Annotated in this window: 16 protein-coding genes; 13 read left to right on the top strand and 3 right to left on the bottom strand. The window is 63.1% G+C overall.

The annotated features are described in order from the left end of the window. Nucleotides 1–12: 12 nt before the first annotated feature. A complete protein-coding gene (locus ACPPVP_RS26950; RefSeq protein WP_426526096.1) occupies nucleotides 13–1,095 on the bottom strand; it encodes a zinc-binding dehydrogenase in 1,083 nt (360 codons plus the stop codon). Nucleotides 1,096–1,202: 107 nt separating this feature from the next. Here ACPPVP_RS26950 and ACPPVP_RS26945 point away from each other — a divergent pair, with 107 nt between their 5' ends. The 4 genes from ACPPVP_RS26945 (at nucleotide 1,203) to ACPPVP_RS26930 (ending at nucleotide 4,848) form a co-directional block, all read left to right on the top strand. After that, a complete protein-coding gene (locus ACPPVP_RS26945) occupies nucleotides 1,203–1,988 on the top strand; it encodes a helix-turn-helix transcriptional regulator (protein ID WP_426526094.1) in 786 nt (261 codons plus the stop codon). A 313-nt stretch (nucleotides 1,989–2,301) separates the two neighbouring features. After that, nucleotides 2,302–3,201 carry an alpha/beta fold hydrolase gene (locus ACPPVP_RS26940; protein ID WP_426526092.1) on the top strand — a complete coding sequence of 300 codons (900 nt, stop codon included), beginning with the start codon at nucleotides 2,302–2,304 and terminating at the stop codon, nucleotides 3,199–3,201. Nucleotides 3,202–3,290: 89 nt separating this feature from the next. Continuing rightward, nucleotides 3,291–4,055 (top strand): VWA domain-containing protein, encoded by a 765-nt coding sequence (locus ACPPVP_RS26935; RefSeq protein WP_426526090.1) that lies wholly within the window; start codon nucleotides 3,291–3,293, stop codon nucleotides 4,053–4,055. 67 nt (nucleotides 4,056–4,122) lie between these two features. Then, on the top strand, nucleotides 4,123–4,848 hold the full coding sequence (locus ACPPVP_RS26930; protein WP_426526088.1) for a DnaJ domain-containing protein: 726 nt from the start codon (nucleotides 4,123–4,125) through the stop codon (nucleotides 4,846–4,848). 256 nt (nucleotides 4,849–5,104) lie between these two features. Here ACPPVP_RS26930 and ACPPVP_RS26925 read toward each other — a convergent pair whose 3' ends face one another. After that, nucleotides 5,105–6,958 (bottom strand): serine hydrolase, encoded by a 1,854-nt coding sequence (locus tag ACPPVP_RS26925; RefSeq protein ID WP_426526086.1) that lies wholly within the window; start codon nucleotides 6,956–6,958, stop codon nucleotides 5,105–5,107. A gap of 401 nt (nucleotides 6,959–7,359) precedes the next feature. On the opposite strand from ACPPVP_RS26925, the gene ACPPVP_RS26920 reads away from it, so the two are divergent. From ACPPVP_RS26920 to ACPPVP_RS26905, 4 genes are all read left to right on the top strand, one after another. Next, nucleotides 7,360–7,698, top strand: a complete 339-nt coding sequence (locus ACPPVP_RS26920; protein ID WP_426538080.1) for a phasin family protein — start codon at nucleotides 7,360–7,362, stop codon at nucleotides 7,696–7,698. Between the two features lie 729 nt (nucleotides 7,699–8,427). Beyond that, entirely contained in the window at nucleotides 8,428–8,760 is a 333-nt protein-coding gene (clpS, locus tag ACPPVP_RS26915) for an ATP-dependent Clp protease adapter ClpS (protein WP_247518623.1), read from the top strand. A gap of 266 nt (nucleotides 8,761–9,026) precedes the next feature. Continuing rightward, on the top strand, nucleotides 9,027–11,438 hold the full coding sequence (gene clpA, locus ACPPVP_RS26910; RefSeq protein ID WP_426526083.1) for an ATP-dependent Clp protease ATP-binding subunit ClpA: 2,412 nt from the start codon (nucleotides 9,027–9,029) through the stop codon (nucleotides 11,436–11,438). Nucleotides 11,439–11,644: 206 nt separating this feature from the next. After that, complete coding sequence (locus tag ACPPVP_RS26905) at nucleotides 11,645–13,252, top strand: diguanylate cyclase (RefSeq protein ID WP_426526081.1); 1,608 nt, start codon at nucleotides 11,645–11,647, stop codon at nucleotides 13,250–13,252. Between the two features lie 15 nt (nucleotides 13,253–13,267). On the opposite strand, the gene ACPPVP_RS26900 is transcribed toward ACPPVP_RS26905, so the two are convergent. Continuing rightward, nucleotides 13,268–13,624, bottom strand: coding sequence for a PilZ domain-containing protein (locus ACPPVP_RS26900; RefSeq protein WP_426526079.1), 357 nt, complete (start codon nucleotides 13,622–13,624; stop codon nucleotides 13,268–13,270). A gap of 235 nt (nucleotides 13,625–13,859) precedes the next feature. On the opposite strand from ACPPVP_RS26900, the gene ACPPVP_RS26895 reads away from it, so the two are divergent. The 5 genes from ACPPVP_RS26895 to ACPPVP_RS26875 all read left to right on the top strand — a co-directional run bounded on the left by ACPPVP_RS26895 (nucleotide 13,860) and on the right by ACPPVP_RS26875 (nucleotide 18,097). Further along, nucleotides 13,860–14,825 carry a transglycosylase SLT domain-containing protein gene (locus ACPPVP_RS26895; protein ID WP_426538078.1) on the top strand — a complete coding sequence of 322 codons (966 nt, stop codon included), beginning with the start codon at nucleotides 13,860–13,862 and terminating at the stop codon, nucleotides 14,823–14,825. Nucleotides 14,826–14,955: 130 nt separating this feature from the next. Next, nucleotides 14,956–15,858 (top strand): phosphotransferase, encoded by a 903-nt coding sequence (locus ACPPVP_RS26890; protein WP_426526077.1) that lies wholly within the window; start codon nucleotides 14,956–14,958, stop codon nucleotides 15,856–15,858. Nucleotides 15,859–15,986: 128 nt separating this feature from the next. Further along, nucleotides 15,987–16,727 (top strand): AzlC family ABC transporter permease, encoded by a 741-nt coding sequence (locus tag ACPPVP_RS26885; RefSeq protein WP_426526075.1) that lies wholly within the window; start codon nucleotides 15,987–15,989, stop codon nucleotides 16,725–16,727. Continuing rightward, nucleotides 16,724–17,068 carry an AzlD domain-containing protein gene (locus ACPPVP_RS26880; RefSeq protein WP_426526073.1) on the top strand — a complete coding sequence of 115 codons (345 nt, stop codon included), beginning with the start codon at nucleotides 16,724–16,726 and terminating at the stop codon, nucleotides 17,066–17,068. The genes ACPPVP_RS26885 and ACPPVP_RS26880 overlap by 4 nt, the downstream gene beginning before the upstream one ends. A 57-nt stretch (nucleotides 17,069–17,125) precedes the next feature. Next, entirely contained in the window at nucleotides 17,126–18,097 is a 972-nt protein-coding gene (locus ACPPVP_RS26875) for a Bug family tripartite tricarboxylate transporter substrate binding protein (protein WP_426526071.1), read from the top strand.

Raw genomic sequence — 18,097 nt, 5'->3', positions numbered from 1 at the left:
CTGGGCGTTGGCCTATCGCGGCTCTATCACCGTCATTTTGAAAGGACCGGCATTGGCAGCGGCATGCGCCACCGCTTCGTTGGCGCGGTCGAGCCCGAACGGGGTGACCTCGAAATGATCGAGGTCGACCAAGCCGGAGCGGATCAGGCCGGCCATCAGGGTGGCCGCATGCGGCGGGTACATCCATTGTCCGCGGAGCGTGATGCAGTTCCGCATCATCCAGGGGTAGGGCAGCTCAAGGCCGGCGCCGCCTTGCATGCCGACGCCGCCCATCAGCACCACCCGTCCGTACGGCCGCACCGCCAGGATGGCGGTCCGCACCTGCAAGGCATTGGCCTCGGGCGGCAGGATATCGAGCACGCAGTCGATCGGGCCGGGCGCCGCCTGCAGGATGCGGGCGCGATCGTCAGCCTCGTGGCCGCGCATCGGCACGGTCCGGACTCGGGCGCCGAACCGCCGCGTCAGCGCGGTCAGCGCCTGCTCGTTGCGTCCGGTCGCGACGACACACTGCGCACCCATTCCCAACGCGACGGCGACGGCGGCGCTGCCGAAACTGCCGGTGGCGCCATTGACCAGCGCGATTTCTCCGGCTTGCAGGTTCGCGGCGAGGAACCCGCCATAGGGCACGAGCAGCGTGCCGAGCGCGCACCAGCGGCCGGCGTCCTGCTCGGCGATGTCGCCGATCGGGACGGCGTTTTCCGTCGGCAGCCGCATTTGTTCGGCCCAGGCGCCGTCATGGAAATAGCGTTGCAGGCGCAGGCCTCCCTCGCTGCCGCCGGTGAGGCCCTGCAGCGCGATGTCGGGTGAGAGCGCATTGTCGCGCGAGCGCACGGTCGGATCGCAATAGACCCAATCGCCGGGACGAAGCCGGGTCGCGTCGGGGCCGGTGGCACGGATGCGACCGATCGCGCCGGGGCCGGGCACGATAGGCAGTTCCAAAAGGTATTTTCGTTCCCCGCTGAGCACCTCGTTGGCGTAGGCCAGCACGCGGCTCGCCGCGACGTCGACGATGACCTCGCCAGTACCAAGCCTTGGTTCGGGGATGGTCTCGATCGCCAACGGCGATCCGAAAGCATTCAAAACAGCAGCCTTCATGGGGCCTCCTCATTTTCGATGAAGCCGCATTCTCACGAGCCTTCAAGGTCCCAACAAGACCTGGTATTATCCTAGGACTCTGAAACCCTCTCAAAGGCACGGCACGCATGGCGGTATCAGGCACGAATTCCAGGCAAAGCGAACTCGGCGACTTTCTGCGGTCGCGGCGGCAGAAGCTGACGCCGAAGGTGGTCGGCCTGCCGGTGGGCCGGCGCCGGCGTACGCCCGGCCTGCGCCGGGAGGAAGTCGCCGAACTCGCCGGCATCGGCGTCGACTGGTACGTCCGCCTCGAGCAGGGACGATCCGTCAGTCCGTCGGCGGCGACGATCGACGCATTGGCGCGCGCGTTGCGGCTGACCAAAGCCGAACATCGGCATCTGACGGAGCTGACGCAAAATGCCGACCGACGCCCCTTCGTCCGCGAGATCGTTCCGCCCGCGATCCGGCGCACGATCGAACAGCTCAACCTGCCGGCCTATGTCACCGGACGGCGCTGGGACATTCTTGCCTGGAACGCGGCTGCGGAGGAAATCTTTGCGTTCAGCAAGCTCGCGGAGGCCGATCGCAACAGCCTGCTGTCGGTGCTGACCAACCCCGCGACGCGGCGGTTGTTCGGCGCATCATGGGCGGATGAGGCCCGCCGCATCGTCGCCCAGTTCCGTTCGACACATGACCTGTGGGCCGGCGACCCGGCCTTCCGCGACCTGCTGGGGCGGCTGCGGGAAGGCTGTCCCGAATTTGCAGGCTGGTGGGAAGCCCATGACGTCAGCGGTGTCGCGGCAGGACGAAAATCCTTGATCCATCCCAAAAAGGGCCGCATCAAACTGGAGTATGCAACCTTCCAGGCCAATGACGACCCGGCGTTGAAGCTCGTCATCTACACGACCGTCTAAGCTTTTGGGAATTTCGGTATTGCCGCACCTGCAGGCTGACGGGTTCCCTGGAACCAAGCTTGCAGCACGCGGTTTTCCCTAGAATTTTACCTAACCATCGAACCGAAGCTTGATAGGAGGCGTCGTAAGGGAAAACGGGGTCAAATTGTGGGGATTGAGCGGCTGCACAATGGATAGGTGCATCGCACAACGATAAGGCGGTCAACACACAACATTTGGCCTTTATGTCACGCCATCGTGACATATATCATCAACAAGAGACCGAAAGAGTCTCAAGAACAGGGATGGCCCTTAGCGGGGCCCGAGGACGAATATGAAACGTGGAATTCTCGTTCTGCTTTCACTCTCCGTGCTGCTCGCTGTCGCGTATTTCACCGCGAGCAAGTGGGCGATCCGGCATGAGACGATCGCGTTCCACGATCCCGATCGCGGCAATCGTCTTGTCGCCGTCCATATCGCCGTTCGCCGCGACAAGGAAACACAGGCCGATGTTGGGTTGATCAAACTCCCGGTCGCGATCCTCAATCACGGCAACACCGTCAAGAACACCGAGTACTCGTTCCTGTCCAATGTCTTCGCGTGGCGTGGTTACCTTGCGATCAGTCCGCAGCATGATTTGCCGACCGATCCGCCGATGGTGACCAAGGTCGGCGAGCCCTATGTCGGCCGACTGCCGCAGATTCAGCGCGGCGTGGCCAACATCCATTTCGCCATCCAGGAAATGAAAAAGATCCAGCCCAACGCCGACTATGAAAAGGTGACGATGGTCGGCCATTCGATGGGCGGCGACATCTCGATGTATTTCGCCAAGCAGTATCCCGACGAGATTAAGAAAGTCGTGACGCTGGACAATCTGCGCGTGCCGTTCCTGACCGACGGCAAGTTCAAGATCCTGTCGTTCCGTTCCAAGGACACGCATTTCAAACCTGACCCCGGCGTGGTGCCTGACGACGAGCAGTGCGAGCAGGCCGGGATCACCGTCGTGAACACTGGCTTCCAGCACAACGACATGCGGGACACCGGGCCTGACGCCGCCAAAACCTCGATCCAGTCGATGCTCGACAAGTTCCTCGACGAGTCGGACAGGAGCGGCGCGTTGAAGCCGGTGCCAACCAGGGTGCCAGACCTTCTGACCGAGAGCCCCGGACCGGTGCCGCTGTCCGTCCCGTTGGCCAGCAATCCGACGCCGAAGAACAAGCCCATCACGAACTAGGCGGCCGTGCGGCGTGCGTCACTGTCCGGCGCATTGACCGGCGCCAAACGCCGTCCCACATAGAGCTTGCTGCTTAACTGCGAGCGCTCATGGCCGGCGAACCCATCAAACCAAAATCGGCGGGCGATGTTGCCTCGGCAAAGGCCGAGGCGCGCGAGGGTGGCCCGTTGCCGCAGACCAAGCCGTCAGCGGCGGACGACATCGCCGCCTTCGTGGCAAAAGCGCGCGCAATGTCGCCGCATCGGCCGGGCGCCAGGGGCAGGCTGGTGTTTGCGCTCGACGCCACCATGAGCCGGCAGCCGACCTGGGACATGGCCTGCGCGCTGCAGGCCGACATGTTTCGCGAGGCGGCCTCGCTCGGCAGCCTCGATATAAGGCTGGTCTATTACCGTGGCTTCAACGAGTGCCGCGCCACGGGCTGGATCTCCGATTCCGCGCAACTGGCAAGGTTGATGGGCAAGATCGATTGCCAGGGCGGCAACACCCAGATCGGCAAGGTGCTGTCGGAAGCGCGCCGCGAGGCGGTGGCGTCCGGCGTGCGCGCCGTGGTGTTCGTCGGCGACGCCATGGAGGAGGCGGTCGACGATCTCTGCGCCAGGGCCGGCGAGCTCGGCCTGCTCAAGGTGCCGGTATTCATGTTTCAGGAAGGCCACGACGCCGCAGCCGAACAGGCCTTCGGCGAGATTGCGCGGCTCACCGGCGGCGCATGGTGCAGATTCGATCCTGGCGCGGCGGCGCAGCTGCGCGAGCTGCTGCGCGCCGCCGCAGCCTATGCCGCCGGCGGGCGCGAAGCGCTGCTGGCGCTGTCGAAAACCGCCGGCGGCGCGGCCGCGCTGATCGGCCAGATGAAGTGATTACGACTTTGGTTGCCACCGGGCCTGGCGCCATGCTTTTCGGCGCCGATGCAGCTATATTAGAACCATGCCAACCCTGATTGCCGGCGTCGTCGCCGTTGTCGTTCTTTATATGCTGCTGCAGATGTTTCGTGCGGCCAACCCCGTCGTGCTCGCGCGCGGGATCAAGATCGGGGGTGGCATCGTGGCGCTGGCGGTTGCGGCCTTCACCGGCCTGCGCGGCGAACTTGCGGTGGCTATTCCGCTCGGCATCTTCGGCGCCGGGCTGCTCGGCTGGTCACCGTTTGGGCCGGGCGGCTTCAGCAGTATCGGGGGAATATTCGGCGGCGGTGCGCAACGTTCTTCGGGGCAGGCCTCGCGCGTTCGCTCGCAGTTTCTCGATATGAGTCTCGACCACGACAGCGGCGCATTGTCGGGCCAGATCGTGGACGGACCGAATGCCGGGCGCTCGCTCGACGAATTCGACCTGCCGCAGTTGATCGCGATGATATCGGTCTTCGACGCCGAGAGCGTCGCCTTACTTGAAAGCTATCTTGACCGCCGGTTTCCCGCCTGGCGTCAGAACGCGCAAGGCGACACGGCAGGGGGGCAGCGTCGCCCGGCGGCGAGTGGAAAAATGACGGATGAGGAGGCCTATCAGATCCTTGGCCTGCAGCCGGGGGCGGGGCGTGACGACATCAGCCGGGCGCACCGCGCCCTTATGAAGAAACTGCATCCCGATCAGGGGGGCTCGACGTACCTCGCTGCCCGCGTAAACGAGGCCAAGGATATTCTTCTTCGCACGCATCTTTAGCTAACTCCGGCTCACGCCACCGACGCTACAAACCGAGAGTTGCTTCCGTGTCTCTGACTGACGCCCCACATCGCCCGCCGTTGTCCGGCGTGGTCGATCTTCCCTTGCAGGGAAACCTAACCGCAAATGCTTGACGAGAAGTTTTCGCTGGGCCGATTGGGCGTGATCGCGCGCGCGCCGCGCCGACTGTGTTTGGAAAACAACAAAGCCGGCGCTTGCGGCGCCGGCTTTGCGAACTTCAAAGGAAAGTTCCGGATCAGTTGCGAACGGTCATGCAGGAAATGTCGGCGCGCTTGAGCGTTTTGCAGACAGCTTCGGCAGAATCGCGATCGAGGCCGGCGAAGCGGGCGCGGTAGAGCGTGCGGTTGTCCTTGGACACGATCGTTTCGGTGAAGGGATCGGCCTTGCTGAGCAGCGCGCTCGCTTTGGTGCGGGCGAGATCGATCCGCTGCTTGGCTTCGCTTTCGCTTTCGAGTGCGCCGACCTGGACGATCCAGCCGGTGCGAACCACCGCCGGTGCGACCGGCTTGACGGCGTCGTTCTGTTGCGCGGCCAGCGGCTGGGCGCGCGGCGCCGGATCGGCATAGGCCAGCGCCTGCGCGTGCGAGGCGTGCGCCGGTGCCAGACTGGACGCGGGTAGCACGCCGAGCACGCCGTTTCCGGTGCCGTGGCCGGCCGGCTGCTGCGGCATGGCCGCCCTGAGGGCTTCCTTGGCGGCTTCGGCCTTGGCCTCGGCGACGTTTGCAACGACGGCGCTGGAGGTCTCGGCGACTTCAGAGCGGGCTTGGATCGCGTTGGTGATCGGCGGTGTCGCCACCGGCTGCGAGGGGCCGGCAGACGCCAGTTTCATCGGGCCGGCCTTGACCTGAACCGTCTTGACCTTGACCGGCTTCATCGGTTCAGCCGAGCCCGGGATCGCCGATATCGACTGGCTCTGGATGACGCCGCTGGTCAATGGCGCGGGCTCGGGCTTGGCTTGCTGCTCGAATTTGTTCTGCTCGATCTTGGCCGGCGGCAGGGCAGCGGCGGCGGCCGCCATCAGCGACGGCTTTACCGGCGCGATCGAACGGGTTGTGGGCAAGGCGGCGAGGCCCGGTTCGGCGGCGGCGAGAGCGCTGCCGGACTGGCCCGTTTCGGCCGGACGCGCAGCGGTCTCGGCTTCGGCCACATCGACGGCGCCGTCCGCGGGATTGCGCTCGCTGATCGCGGCCACGGTACGCTTGGTCGCGCCCTTTTCGAGGTTTTCAGCCAGCAGATTGCGCATGGTCGCGTCACGCGAACCGCCGCTGCGGCCGCCCAGCACCACGCCGACGAGGTGGCGGTTGCCGCGACGCATCGAGCTGACAAGGTTGAAGCCGGAGGCGCGGGTGTAGCCGGTCTTGATGCCGTCGATACCTTCCACATTGCCGAGCAGGCGATTGTGGTTGCGGATCGACTGGCCGTGATAGTTGAACACGGTGGTCGCGAAATAACGGTAATAGCGCGGATAGCGATCCTGGATCGCGCGGCCGAGGGTCGCCTGATCGCGCGCCGTGGTCAGTTGCTCGTCATTGGGCAGGCCCGACGCGTTGCGGTAGGTGGTCTTGCTCATGCCGAGCGAGCGCGCCTTGCGCGTCATCAGCTTGGCGAATTCGTCTTCATCGCCGGCAATGGCTTCGGCGATCACGACGGCGGCGTCGTTGGCGGAACGCGTCACCAGGCCCTTGATGGCATCCTCGACCTTAAGCGTCTGGCCGGGCTTCAGGCCGAGTTTGGTCGGCGCCTGTTCGGAGGCGTGCTCGGAGACCTCCATCTCGGTGTCCAGCTTCATCTTGCCGGAGTCGAGGCGCTCGAACAGCAGATAAAGCGTCATGATCTTGGTCAGCGATGCCGGGCGGCGGATACCGTCGGGATTATTGGAGGAGAGCACCGCGCCGGAGTTGCCGTCGACGATGATCGAGGAGAACTGCGGGCTGTAGCTTTCGCGCACGACGTGGTGCTGGTGTCGACGATGCTTGTAGCGGCGCGCTTCGGCGCTCTCGCTACTGATCAGTATCGTGGTCGTGAAGGTAATGAGCCCGAGGGCGCACACGCGCAAAGCGCGTGAGGAAGCCAAGGTTGTACGAAGCATTTACTTCCCCGTCCCAATTTCTGTCTTGATCACCGGCTCGTGAGGCAAAATTGTGCCCAACAACCGCTGATGCTCCCCTGTTCGAAGTACCGATCCGGCCCTTACGCGCGGCCGGGTTGGCCGATCAGGTCGCTGCTCTAGCTAAGATACTGTTCGCAAACAGCTTTCAAGCTGTCTGTCGGAAGGCGAACAAGTCCAAGAATCAGGTTAGGCCGAGCGGGTTTCCAAAAGATTAATTAACCGTTGCGTAAGACCCCGGATTTTAGCGCTAATCCGCCACATTTGTGCGTCGCACAATATTTGTTGACTTTATTGTGCGGTGCACATATAAGGACGGTGGTCAGGGGGCCGGGACCTCCCGGCAATCAGTTTACACCTGCAGTCTGGGAAAGGACTCCATGATGGTCAAGGTTGAAGACATTCAGAACTACGGCAAAGAGCATCTCGAATCGGTTGCTGCTTCCGCGAGCAACCTGCAGAGCGGCGTTCAGGCGATCGCCACCGCCTATGGCGATTACGCCAAGAAGTCGTTCGAAGACACCAAATCGTACGTTGAAAAGCTCTCCGGCGTGAAGTCGCTGGACAAGGCGATCGAAGCGCAGACCGAATTCGCGCGCTCCTCCTACGAGACTTTCGTCGCCGAAACCCAAAAGATCGCGAGCCTCTACACCGATCTCGCCAAGCAGACCTTCAAGCCCTACGAAGGCCTGGTCGCGAAGTTCACCCCGGCCGCGCACTAATTTGTTCGCGATCTGATACTTCGACAATAAAAAAAGCCCGGCCGTTGCGGCCGGGCTTTTTCTTGAGGTTTTTTCTCGGCATCTTGTTGCCGTTTCTCTTGGCGCTCGAATTCCTGGCGCGGCTGGACTGTTATTTCGCGACGCACAGCCTGGCCGGCGCGGCCCGATCGAATTGAAAGCCGACGAGGTCTGGTTGGGCTCGGTAACAAGGTAGAACATTGTCCGTACCGCTGGCGCACTATTGCAGTGCGCATGTGCGTCGCGATGGTGGTCGACGTAAGGGGATCGAAGAGACAGGTCGGGCGGCTAAAACACGCGAAAGCCGGTTCCGCTAAAAACGGGTCACAGCCGATCCTCAGCAGCGGCTAAACGACCGGTCGCTGTCCTTTGTCAAATCGCACAGAAACGATTAATCTTGGCCCGGATAGCCGAGCCGGGAATCGGGCCGGTTGCCGAGGTGCGCCAGGGCAGTGTCAATGCTTGCGGCGGTCCGGCGGCAGACCCATATTCCAGGTGCCGATCCGGCCAACGGGTCGGACCGGGAGCGGCGATCTGGAAAAAAGCGTTGCTGGGTGCTTCGCGGTGGCTCACGCCAGAGCCGTTTGCGAGTGCGTCGGGATGCGCTCTCCGGTCACCCCTTTTTGGAATTCGAACGCCTGAGCCATGTTGCAGCCAACCTTCAAAGCTTGTTCGTCCGTGCCGGCAAAGTCATCTGCTTCTGCTCCCCGAATGAGCAATGACGAGAACCGCAATACCGGAACCAGTGGGCCGTCGACGTCGGTCATCACCAAGGTCAAGCCGAAGACCAAGCGTCCGAACCTGTATCGCGTCCTGATTCTGAACGACGACTACACGCCGATGGAGTTCGTCGTTCATGTGCTGGAAAAGTTCTTCCAGAAGGACGCCGAAGCAGCCACCAAGATCATGCTCCATGTGCATCATCATGGGATCGGCGAGTGCGGCGTGTTCACCTACGAGATTGCCGAGACCAAGGTCACGCAGGTGATGGATTTTGCGCGCAAGCACCAGCATCCCCTGCAATGCGTGATGGAAAAGAAATAGCCGCGCGCGGCTCATGACCCGGCTGGAGAGAAGGAACGGGTCTTGCATCGATGAGTGCTGGCGGAAGCCGATCGTATTCCCGGTAGTTTTTCGGGGGAGGGTTGCATATCGCAGCCGCGGATGCGGCGAATTTAGAGGAAAACCACGCTTGCGGAACCGGTCTTTCGCCACGATCGTAAGTAACTATATGACAGGGGATGATGAAGGTTGTTGTTGCCTGACCGGGTAATGGCGATCATGATGACTGGGGGCCATAGAGGACGCGAATGCCAACTTTTTCCCAAAGCCTTGAACAATCCCTGCATCGTGCGCTGGCGATTGCAAACGAGCGGCATCATCAGTATGCGACGCTCGAACATCTTCTGCTGTCGCTGATCGATGACTCGGATGCGGCGGCGGTGATGCGTGCCTGCAGCGTCGATCTCGACAAGCTGCGCACCAGCCTTGTCAACTATCTCGAAACCGAATTCGAAAATCTGGTGACCGACGGCGCCGACGATGCCAAGCCGACCGCCGGATTCCAGCGCGTGATCCAGCGCGCAGTGATTCATGTGCAGTCCTCGGGACGCGAAGAAGTGACCGGGGCCAACGTGCTGATCGCGATCTTCGCGGAGCGCGAAAGCCACGCCGCCTATTTCCTGCAGGAGCAGGACATGACGCGGTACGACGCGGTCAACTATATCAGCCACGGCATCGCCAAGCGGCCGGGCGTCTCCGAGGCGCGGCCGGTGCGCGGCGTCGACGAGGAGACCGAGACCAAGGGCAACGAGGACGCCAAGAAAAAGGGCGAGGCGCTCGATACCTATTGCGTCAACCTCAACAAGAAGGCGCGCGACGGCAAGATCGATCCGGTGATCGGGCGTAATTCCGAGATCAACCGCGCAATTCAGGTGCTGTGCCGTCGGCAGAAGAACAATCCGCTGTTCGTGGGCGAAGCCGGCGTCGGCAAGACCGCGATCGCGGAAGGGCTCGCCAAGCGCATCGTCGATTCCGAAGTGCCGGAAGTGCTGGCGGCAGCCACCGTGTTCTCGCTCGACATGGGCACGCTGCTCGCTGGTACGCGCTACCGCGGCGATTTCGAGGAGCGCCTGAAGCAGGTGCTGAAGGAGCTGGAGGCGCATCCCAACGCCATCCTGTTCATCGACGAAATCCACACCGTGATCGGCGCCGGCGCCACCTCCGGCGGCGCGATGGACGCGTCCAACCTGCTCAAGCCGGCGCTGGCCTCCGGCACGATCCGCTGCATGGGTTCGACCACCTACAAGGAATACCGCCAGCATTTTGAGAAGGACCGTGCGCTGGTGCGCCGGTTCCAGAAGATCGACGTCAACGAGCCGACGGTGGAAGATGCCATCGCGATCCTCAAGGGCCTGAAACCCTATTTCGAGGATTACCACCGGCTGAAATACACCAACGAGGCGATCGAGGCGGCGGTGCAATTGTCGTCGCGCTACATCCACGACCGCAAATTGCCGGACAAGGCAATCGATGTGATCGACGAGTCGGGCGCGGCGCAGATGCTGGTCGCCGAGAACCGGCGCAAGAAGACCATCGGCATCAAGGAGATCGAGACCACGATCGCGACCATGGCGCGGATTCCGCCCAAGAGCGTGTCGAAGGACGATGCCGAGGTGCTCAGGCATCTCGAGCAGACCCTGAAGCGTGTCGTGTTCGGCCAGGACAAGGCGATCGAGGCGCTGTCGGCGTCGATCAAGCTGGCGCGGGCCGGCCTGCGCGAGCCGGAGAAGCCGATCGGCTCCTATTTGTTTTCGGGTCCGACCGGCGTCGGCAAGACCGAGGTTGCAAAACAGCTTGCGGCATCGCTCGGCGTCGAGCTGATCCGCTTCGACATGTCCGAATATATGGAGCGGCACACGGTGTCGCGCCTGATCGGCGCGCCTCCCGGCTATGTCGGCTTCGACCAGGGCGGTCTGTTGACCGATGGCGTGGATCAGCACCCGCATTGCGTGGTGCTGCTCGACGAAATCGAGAAGGCGCATCCGGATCTCTATAACGTGCTGCTGCAGATCATGGATCACGGCCGGCTCACCGACCACAACGGCAAGCAGGTCAACTTCCGCAACGTGATCCTGATCATGACCACGAACGCGGGCGCTGCCGATCTCGCGCGCCAGGCCTTCGGCTTCACGCGCAACAAGCGGGAAGGCGACGACCACGAAGCGATCAACCGCCAGTTCGCACCGGAATTCCGCAACCGGCTGGATGCGATCGTCTCGTTCGCCCACCTCAATGCCGACGTCATCGGCATGGTGGTGGAGAAGTTCGTCCTTCAGCTCGAGGCGCAGCTGGCCGACCGCGACGTCACCATCGAATTGTCGGAGCCCGCCAAGGCCTGGCTGATCGAACATGGTTACGACGAGCAGATGGGCGCGCGTCCGATGGCACGCGTGATCCAGGAGCACATCAAGAAGCCGCTGGCAGACGAAGTACTGTTCGGTCACTTGAAGGGCGGCGGCCATGTTCGCGTCGTGCTGGTCAAGGACGAGGCAAGCGCGGACGGCAAGGACAAGATCGGCTTCGAGTTCGTCGAGGGGCCGGTCACGCCGAAGCCGGAGAAACTGCCCGGCGCCCGCAAGCGCAAGCCGAAATCGGGTGGCCCGAACGGAGGCGGCGGCTCGAAGGGGCCGGCCTCGCGGGGGCCGCTGGTCAAGGCGTAAGCAGCCTCAATCCAAAACGAAGAGCCGGCGTGTCGCAAGACCGCCGGCTTTTTGCTTGATAGCGCAGGGCGCGTCGGCGCGTTAACGTGTTGTTAGCGACGTGGACAAAACCGGGGCCCTGGGAGCCCGGTTGGATCATACCGGTTAAGCCAGTTTAAGATTACCCGGTTGGATATTTCGGGCGGAGCCCAACCGGAATCGCCGCCATGAGCGAACAGAAATCCATATCCCGCGGCCGTACGTTTCTGACCGGCAGGGTCATTTCCAACTACGGCCAATCGTCGATCGACTGCATCGTCCGCCGGATGTCCGATGTCGGCGCGATCATCGAGGTTGAAAACGTGCTCGGCATTCCCGAGCATTTGCATTTGCTGATCCCGGGCGAAGGCCCGCCGCAGCCGTGCAAACGGGCGTGGCAATCCGACAAGCAGGTCGGCCTGGTGTTCGAGACGGCGGAGGCGGCCAAAGAGGACGCCGCCCGGAACAGCGCCGAGGAGGCGAAGGGCGGCGAACACATCGTGCGGGGTCAGTTGCTGGCGCTGCGCGCGGCGCTCGATGTCATCGATGTCGGTGTGCTGCTGCTCGATGCCGACATGAAATCGCAATTCATCAACCGCGCGTTCCGTCGCATGTGGGACTTGCCGGATGCTGCCGCCGATCGAAATCCGGCATTCGTCGCGTTGATGTATCACGGCCGCGACACCAAGGCCTACGAGATCGACGCCAAAACCATCGACGCCTATGTCGCCGAGCGCGTCCGCCTGGTGCGGGCAGGCGACGCCAAGCCGATCGACCTGCGCCGGACCAATGGCGAGGTGATCCGGATGCAGTGCGCGAACCTGCCGAACGGCGGCAGGATGATCAGCTATACCTACGTGACCGACATCGTCCGCCATGCCGACCAACTGGAGGTGCTGCGCGGTGCGCTCGACAACGTCTCCGAAGGCGTCGTCATGCTGGACAGCACGCTCAACGCCCAGTTCCTGAACAAGAAGATGCGAACCTTCTGGGGTGTGACCGAGGAGCACGCCGCCAGGCGTCCGTCCTACGAGTCGCTGATCAGGAATTCACCGCATGCAAACGATCGCGGAATGACGGCGGACCAACTGGACGCATTCTACGCCAGCCGGGTTGCCGCCGTACGCGACGGCAGCGAGCCGTTGCGGGACCTGCGAACCACCGATGGCCGCAACATCCGGGCGCATTGCGCGGTTCTCAAGAATGGCGGCCGGATGCTGACCTATTGCGACGTCACCGATCTGGTTCGCAATGCGCAGCAGATGGAAGAACTGGCGACCATCGATTCGATGACGGGCCTGTACAACAGGCGGCATTTCTGGACGCTGGCCACGGCGGAATGGAGCCGGTTTCAGCGCTACTACCGGCCACTATCGGTGCTGATGATCGACGTCGATCACTTCAAGGCGGTCAACGACCGTTACGGACATGCGGTCGGCGACGAAGCGCTGGTCGCCGTCGCCGATGCCTGCCGGGAGGGCAAGCGCAGCCCCGATATCGTCGGCCGGCTCGGGGGCGAGGAGTTCGTCATGCTGCTGCCGGAAACCGATCTCGATCAGGCGAGAATCGTGGCGGAGCGGGTTCGCCGGCGTGTTGCCGCCAGCGCGTTGAGGGCGAACGAGGTCCACTTCAACGTAACGGCCAGTGTCGGTTTTGCGGCCGCCAGCGTGGGCATGCCGGGATTCGAAGCCTTGCTGCATGCGGCCGACAGCGCCTTGTACCAGGCCAAGGCGGCGGGCCGCAATCGCATCGTGGCATGGTCACCGCCACCGGCAGCGAAGCTCGCGGCCGAGTAGCCCATCGACGGGCCTCTAGCGCTCGTTAAGCAGTTCGTCGATCCGTTGCTGCAGCTGCCGCTTCTTGATTTCGCTTCTGCGCAGCCGCTCCGCGATATCGGAGACGGGCTCGGCGGGCGTCTCCGCCCTGAAAACGACGCCGACGAAATTGTCGTGCCACCAGACCACCTTGGCGAGGAAGGAGCGGCCCTTGCGCGCGATGCGCAGCGAGAGCTGCTCTTTTGGCAACTGGAAATCATTGCTGAATTCGATGCTGGCGCCTTTGTTGGAGATGTTGCGGACGATGCATTCGCGCGTCGTACCGCGTTCGCCGATCTCGGCGACGCCGCCATACATTACCTTGTCGCGCACGCTCTCGCGCCGGTCCCGCATTGAAAGTCTCCCAACAAAGAGGGAGACTTTTACCCGGCTTTGTTCCCCGTAAAAGACCGGCTGACGCAAAATGCGGCATTAACGTAAATTAACGGCGGTTCCGATGGCGCGGTTTTCGGGACAATTGCAGTGCAAAATGGCGTGTTGCCGCGGTGAAACCGCGGATCCACCTGCCAGCCGCGATCGTTTAACCAGCGTGTTAACCACCATACGCGCGCCCGGATTGCAGTCGGCCCTGCCAGGAGGCCGGCTTCTTCGCGCCCTGTGGTGCGCCCTGTCGCTTTTGTCTTCCGTTGCGAATGCCTTCGCTGAGGACGCCGGCGAGGCCACCCGGTCGAGCTTCGAACCACGCGCGAGCGCGGTCGAGAGGCCGGCTGACGGCGCGCGGGAAAGTGACGCGCGCGAGGCGATGTGCCTGATGATCGAGTCGGCCGCGAAAGCCTCAAACCTGCCGCTCGAATTCTTCGCCCGCGTGATCTGGCAGGAGAGCCGCTTCCGCTCCGATGCGATCGGGCCAATGACGCGCCGCGGCCAGCGGGCGCAGGGGATCGCGCAGTTCATGCCCGGCACCGCGAACGAGCGGGGGCTGCTCGATCCCTTCAATCCGGTGCAGGCGCTGCCGAAATCGGCGGAGTTTTTGGCCGAGCTGCGCGACCAGTTCGGCAATCTGGGACTGGCGGCCGCCGCCTACAATGCCGGTCCGCGCCGGGTTCAGGAGTGGCTCACCGGCACCGGGGCGATGCCGCAGGAGACGCGCAGCTACGTTCTCGCCATCACGGGCTCCACCGTCGAGGATTGGTCGAAGGCGCAGAAAGGCGGCAGGACGCCGGAGCGCATACCGACGTCGAGCTGCCGCGACTTGATGGCGCTGCTGAAGCAGGCGCCCAATCCGTTCGTCGCCGGCCTCGAACAGCGCATCACGCTCAGTGCCGCCAAATTGTGGGGCGTGCAGCTTGCCGCCGGCTTTTCCCGCGACAAGGCGCTCGCGATGTATGCTCGCGCCATGAAGCGGCTCAGCGCCGTGATCGGCGACCAGGACCCGAGCCTGCTCTCGTCGGTGATGCGCAGTCGCGGCACGCGCGCCTTCTACCAGGTGCGGATCGGCGCCGACACACGGCCCGCCGCGGATGATCTCTGCAGCCGCATCCGCAAGGCGGGCGGGGCGTGCTTCGTGCTGAAAAACAGAGGGGTGCCGGGGTGACCAGACGCCGAAGCGCATAGTAAGAAAGCTCATGAATGTTGACCCCTTCGCCTCACTTGCAGTCGCACACTCTAATAGTGCGCGCTCGGCTCTCGCTGCCGCGTTTGGCCGGGCCCGGATCGGCCCGATCATGGCGCTCACCGGTGGCGCGACGACGGCATCGGTCTATCGGATAGAGGTTGGCGAGCGGCTGTATTTGTTACGGATCGAAGGACAGCCAAGCCCGCTTCGCAATCCGCACCAATATGTGTCCATGCGCATTGCCGCGGAGGCCGGGATTGCGCCCAAAATCCTTTATGTGGACGAGGCGGCCCGCATTGTGGTGACCGATTTCATCGAGCAGGTGCCGCTGCAGACTTATCCTGGCGGTCCACGCGCACTGGCGCAGGCGTTGGGCGAATTGCTCGCGCGCGTTCAGGCGACGCAGGCCTTTCCTTACTTCGTCGAGTATCCCGATATCGTTGCCCGGCTGTTTGCACATGTGTGCCGTACCGGGCTTTTTGCCGGCGGCGTGCTCGATCAACATGTGGAGCGACTGGAGTTGCTCCGCGAAGCGTATCGAGCGAACTCGAGCACGCTGGTGTCCAGCCACAATGATGCCGTACCGAACAATATTCTTTTCGACGGCCGGCGTCTTTGGTTGATCGACTGGGAGTCCGCATATTGCAATGATCCTCTGGTCGATGTGGCGATCATACTCGACGGTGTCGCGCGTTGCCCTGAGATGGAGGAGGTTTTGCTGGGTGCCTGGCTTGGTCGCGCGCCTGATGAAGCCATTCGCAGACGCCTCGATGTTGTCCGCGCGTTTACCCGTCTCTATTACGCGGGTGTTTTTCTCAGCGCATCCGCTGCGGTCTCATGGGTCAAGGAAGAGACCGATCTCTCCGTTCCTTCCGCGGTCGATTTTCAACGGGCTATCAGGGCGGGCTGGCTGAAGGCCGGTACAGCCGAAACCAAACACATCCTCGGCAAGATGTTTCTAGCATCATTTCTGTCCGGTGTGGCCGCACCGGGATTTGACGCCGCAGTCTAGAGGCGGGCGCGCCAGAATGTTGCATGCTTCGAGACGAGCGGAATAGCAGATCTGCCCGCAGGTCAGCTTGACGCAGGCCGCTTTGGCCAGCCCTATGCCCGCAACGACTCAAATCCTCATCCGGTCCCGTGGCACTACCTCAGCTCGATTCTCCCCAATGGAAAAGCCCGCTCCGCGCCTTCGCATGGGGCATGAGTTCCGTCGCATCCACCGTGCTGACGCTGGTGCTGTTCGCGACCTATCTCGGCATCGGTGCGCTGGCCCATGACAGCCAGTTCAGCCTGGGCTGGGTGCTGGGCTCTACGCTGCTGGTCTGGGCGGGCCCGGCGCAGATCATCCTGATCTCGACGCTGGGCTCCGGGGCGACGGCGGTTCAGGCGGCGATTGCGGTGACGGTGAGTGCGATCCGGTTGTTTCCGATGGTGGTGTCGGTGCTGCCGCTGATGCGGACGCCGCAGACAAAACGCCGTCACCTCGTGCTGGCGACGCATTTCATCGCCGTCACCCTGTGGGTTGAGTGCTACCGGCTGCTGCCAAAAGTGCCGCGCGAGCGGCGGATTGCATTCACGCATGGGCTCGGCTGCGGGCTGCTCACCGTTTGCATGGTCGCCACCACGCTCGGCTATGGCCTTGCCGCCAATTTGCCGCCGCTGTTTGCAGCGGCGATCCTGCTGCTGACGCCACTGGCGTTCCTGCTTTCGACCGCGCGCAACTGCCGGGAGATATCGGACATACTGGCGCTGGTGCTCGGGATCGCGCTGTTTCCGCTGGTCTCACAGCTGCATACCGGCGTCGATATTTTGATCAGCGGCGTTACCGCCGGCAGCATCGCCTACGGCGTGCACTGGTGGCGGGAGAGGGGCGCATGAGCGAGTTTTTCGGCAGTCCTCACGCGCTCTTGGTCCTGGTGCTCGCAGGCTTCCTGCCCAACGAGGTCTGGCGGATGGCCGGGCTGTGGTTCGGCGCCGGCGTCGACGAGGGCTCGGAAATTCTGGTGTGGGTGAGGGCGGTGGCGACCGCAATTCTCGCCGGCGTCATCGCCCAGATACTGGTGCAGCCGCCGGGCGCGCTAGCCGGCGTGCCGGACTGGCTGCGCTATGGCGCGGTCGCGGCGGGCTTTGCGGTGTTCATGCTGACGCGACGCTCGATCTTTGCCGGTGTGGTCGCGGGCGAGTTCGTTCTGGTGGCCGGGAAATGGTGGCTCGGTTGATTGCAGCCGGCGCGTAATCCGTTACTGTTCGCCTTGGGAAACCCAAGGAAAAACAAAATGAACTGGCGAACATTCTTAGGCTTGGCGTGCAGCCTTGTTTTCGTCGCAACGCAGGGCCATGCGGCCGACTATCCGACGCGGCCGATCAAGCTGGTGGTGCCGTATGCTGCGGGCGGTCCGACCGACGTGCTCGGCCGCATGGTCGGCGATTATCTTTCCCGCGATCTCAAGCAGACTGTCGTGGTCGAGAACAAGGCCGGCGCGCAGGGCGCGATCGGCGCTGAAGTGGCGGCGCGCGCCGAGCCCGACGGCTACACGCTGTTCTTCACTGCGGCCTCGATCGTCGTGCTCAACCCGCAGCTCTACAAGAAGCTGCCATATGATCCGGTGAAGGATTTCCGGATGTTGGCGATTATCACCGATCTGCCGGTGCTGATGGAAGTCCACCCGTCCGTACCCGCCAAGACCGTCGCCGAGTTCGTGGCTTACGCCAAGCAGAACCCGGGCAAGCTCAATTTCGGATCGGCCGGCACCGGCGGCACGACGCATCTGGCCGGCGAGATGTTCCGCCAGATGGCCGGCATCGACATGGTCCACATCGCTTACAAGGGGGCAGGGCCGGCGCTGACCGACCTGCTGTCGGGCAACATCCAGCTGATGTTCGACACGCTCGGAACTGCGCTGCCGCCGGTCAAGGCCGGCTTGCTGCGGCCGCTGGCGGTCTCTTCGGCGCAGCGCATTCCCGATCTGCCTGACGTGCCGACCATGGCCGAAGCCGGCTATCCCCAATATGCAGTCAGCGTCTGGTACGGTGTTGCCGCGCAATCGAAACTGCCCGATGAGATCGCGCAGAAGCTCAAGGCCAGTCTCGATCGCGCCCTGAGCGACGACACCTTCCGCGCCTCGCTCGACAAATCAGGCTTTGCGCCGCTGCGCCCGAAGAGTCTTGCCGACATCGACAAGTTCATCGACGCCGATCGCAAATTGTGGGCAGGCGTGATAAAGGCACTCAACATTTCACTGGATTAG

Source organism: Bradyrhizobium sp. McL0615, from assembly GCF_049993905.1.
GTDB lineage: Bacteria > Pseudomonadota > Alphaproteobacteria > Rhizobiales > Xanthobacteraceae > Bradyrhizobium.
This window is presented reverse-complemented; position numbering and strand designations above follow the sequence as displayed.

Coding starts and splice junctions, on each gene's coding strand:
- ACPPVP_RS26950 (WP_426526096.1), bottom strand. CDS start 1,095: ATGAAGGCTGCTGTTTTGAATGCTTTCGGATCGCCGTTGGCGATCGAG.
- ACPPVP_RS26945 (WP_426526094.1), top strand. CDS start 1,203: ATGGCGGTATCAGGCACGAATTCCAGGCAAAGCGAACTCGGCGACTTT.
- ACPPVP_RS26940 (WP_426526092.1), top strand. CDS start 2,302: ATGAAACGTGGAATTCTCGTTCTGCTTTCACTCTCCGTGCTGCTCGCT.
- ACPPVP_RS26935 (WP_426526090.1), top strand. CDS start 3,291: ATGGCCGGCGAACCCATCAAACCAAAATCGGCGGGCGATGTTGCCTCG.
- ACPPVP_RS26930 (WP_426526088.1), top strand. CDS start 4,123: ATGCCAACCCTGATTGCCGGCGTCGTCGCCGTTGTCGTTCTTTATATG.
- ACPPVP_RS26925 (WP_426526086.1), bottom strand. CDS start 6,958: ATGCTTCGTACAACCTTGGCTTCCTCACGCGCTTTGCGCGTGTGCGCC.
- ACPPVP_RS26920 (WP_426538080.1), top strand. CDS start 7,360: ATGGTCAAGGTTGAAGACATTCAGAACTACGGCAAAGAGCATCTCGAA.
- clpS (WP_247518623.1), top strand. CDS start 8,428: ATGAGCAATGACGAGAACCGCAATACCGGAACCAGTGGGCCGTCGACG.
- clpA (WP_426526083.1), top strand. CDS start 9,027: ATGCCAACTTTTTCCCAAAGCCTTGAACAATCCCTGCATCGTGCGCTG.
- ACPPVP_RS26905 (WP_426526081.1), top strand. CDS start 11,645: ATGAGCGAACAGAAATCCATATCCCGCGGCCGTACGTTTCTGACCGGC.
- ACPPVP_RS26900 (WP_426526079.1), bottom strand. CDS start 13,624: ATGCGGGACCGGCGCGAGAGCGTGCGCGACAAGGTAATGTATGGCGGC.
- ACPPVP_RS26890 (WP_426526077.1), top strand. CDS start 14,956: ATGGCGCTCACCGGTGGCGCGACGACGGCATCGGTCTATCGGATAGAG.
- ACPPVP_RS26880 (WP_426526073.1), top strand. CDS start 16,724: ATGAGCGAGTTTTTCGGCAGTCCTCACGCGCTCTTGGTCCTGGTGCTC.
- ACPPVP_RS26875 (WP_426526071.1), top strand. CDS start 17,126: ATGAACTGGCGAACATTCTTAGGCTTGGCGTGCAGCCTTGTTTTCGTC.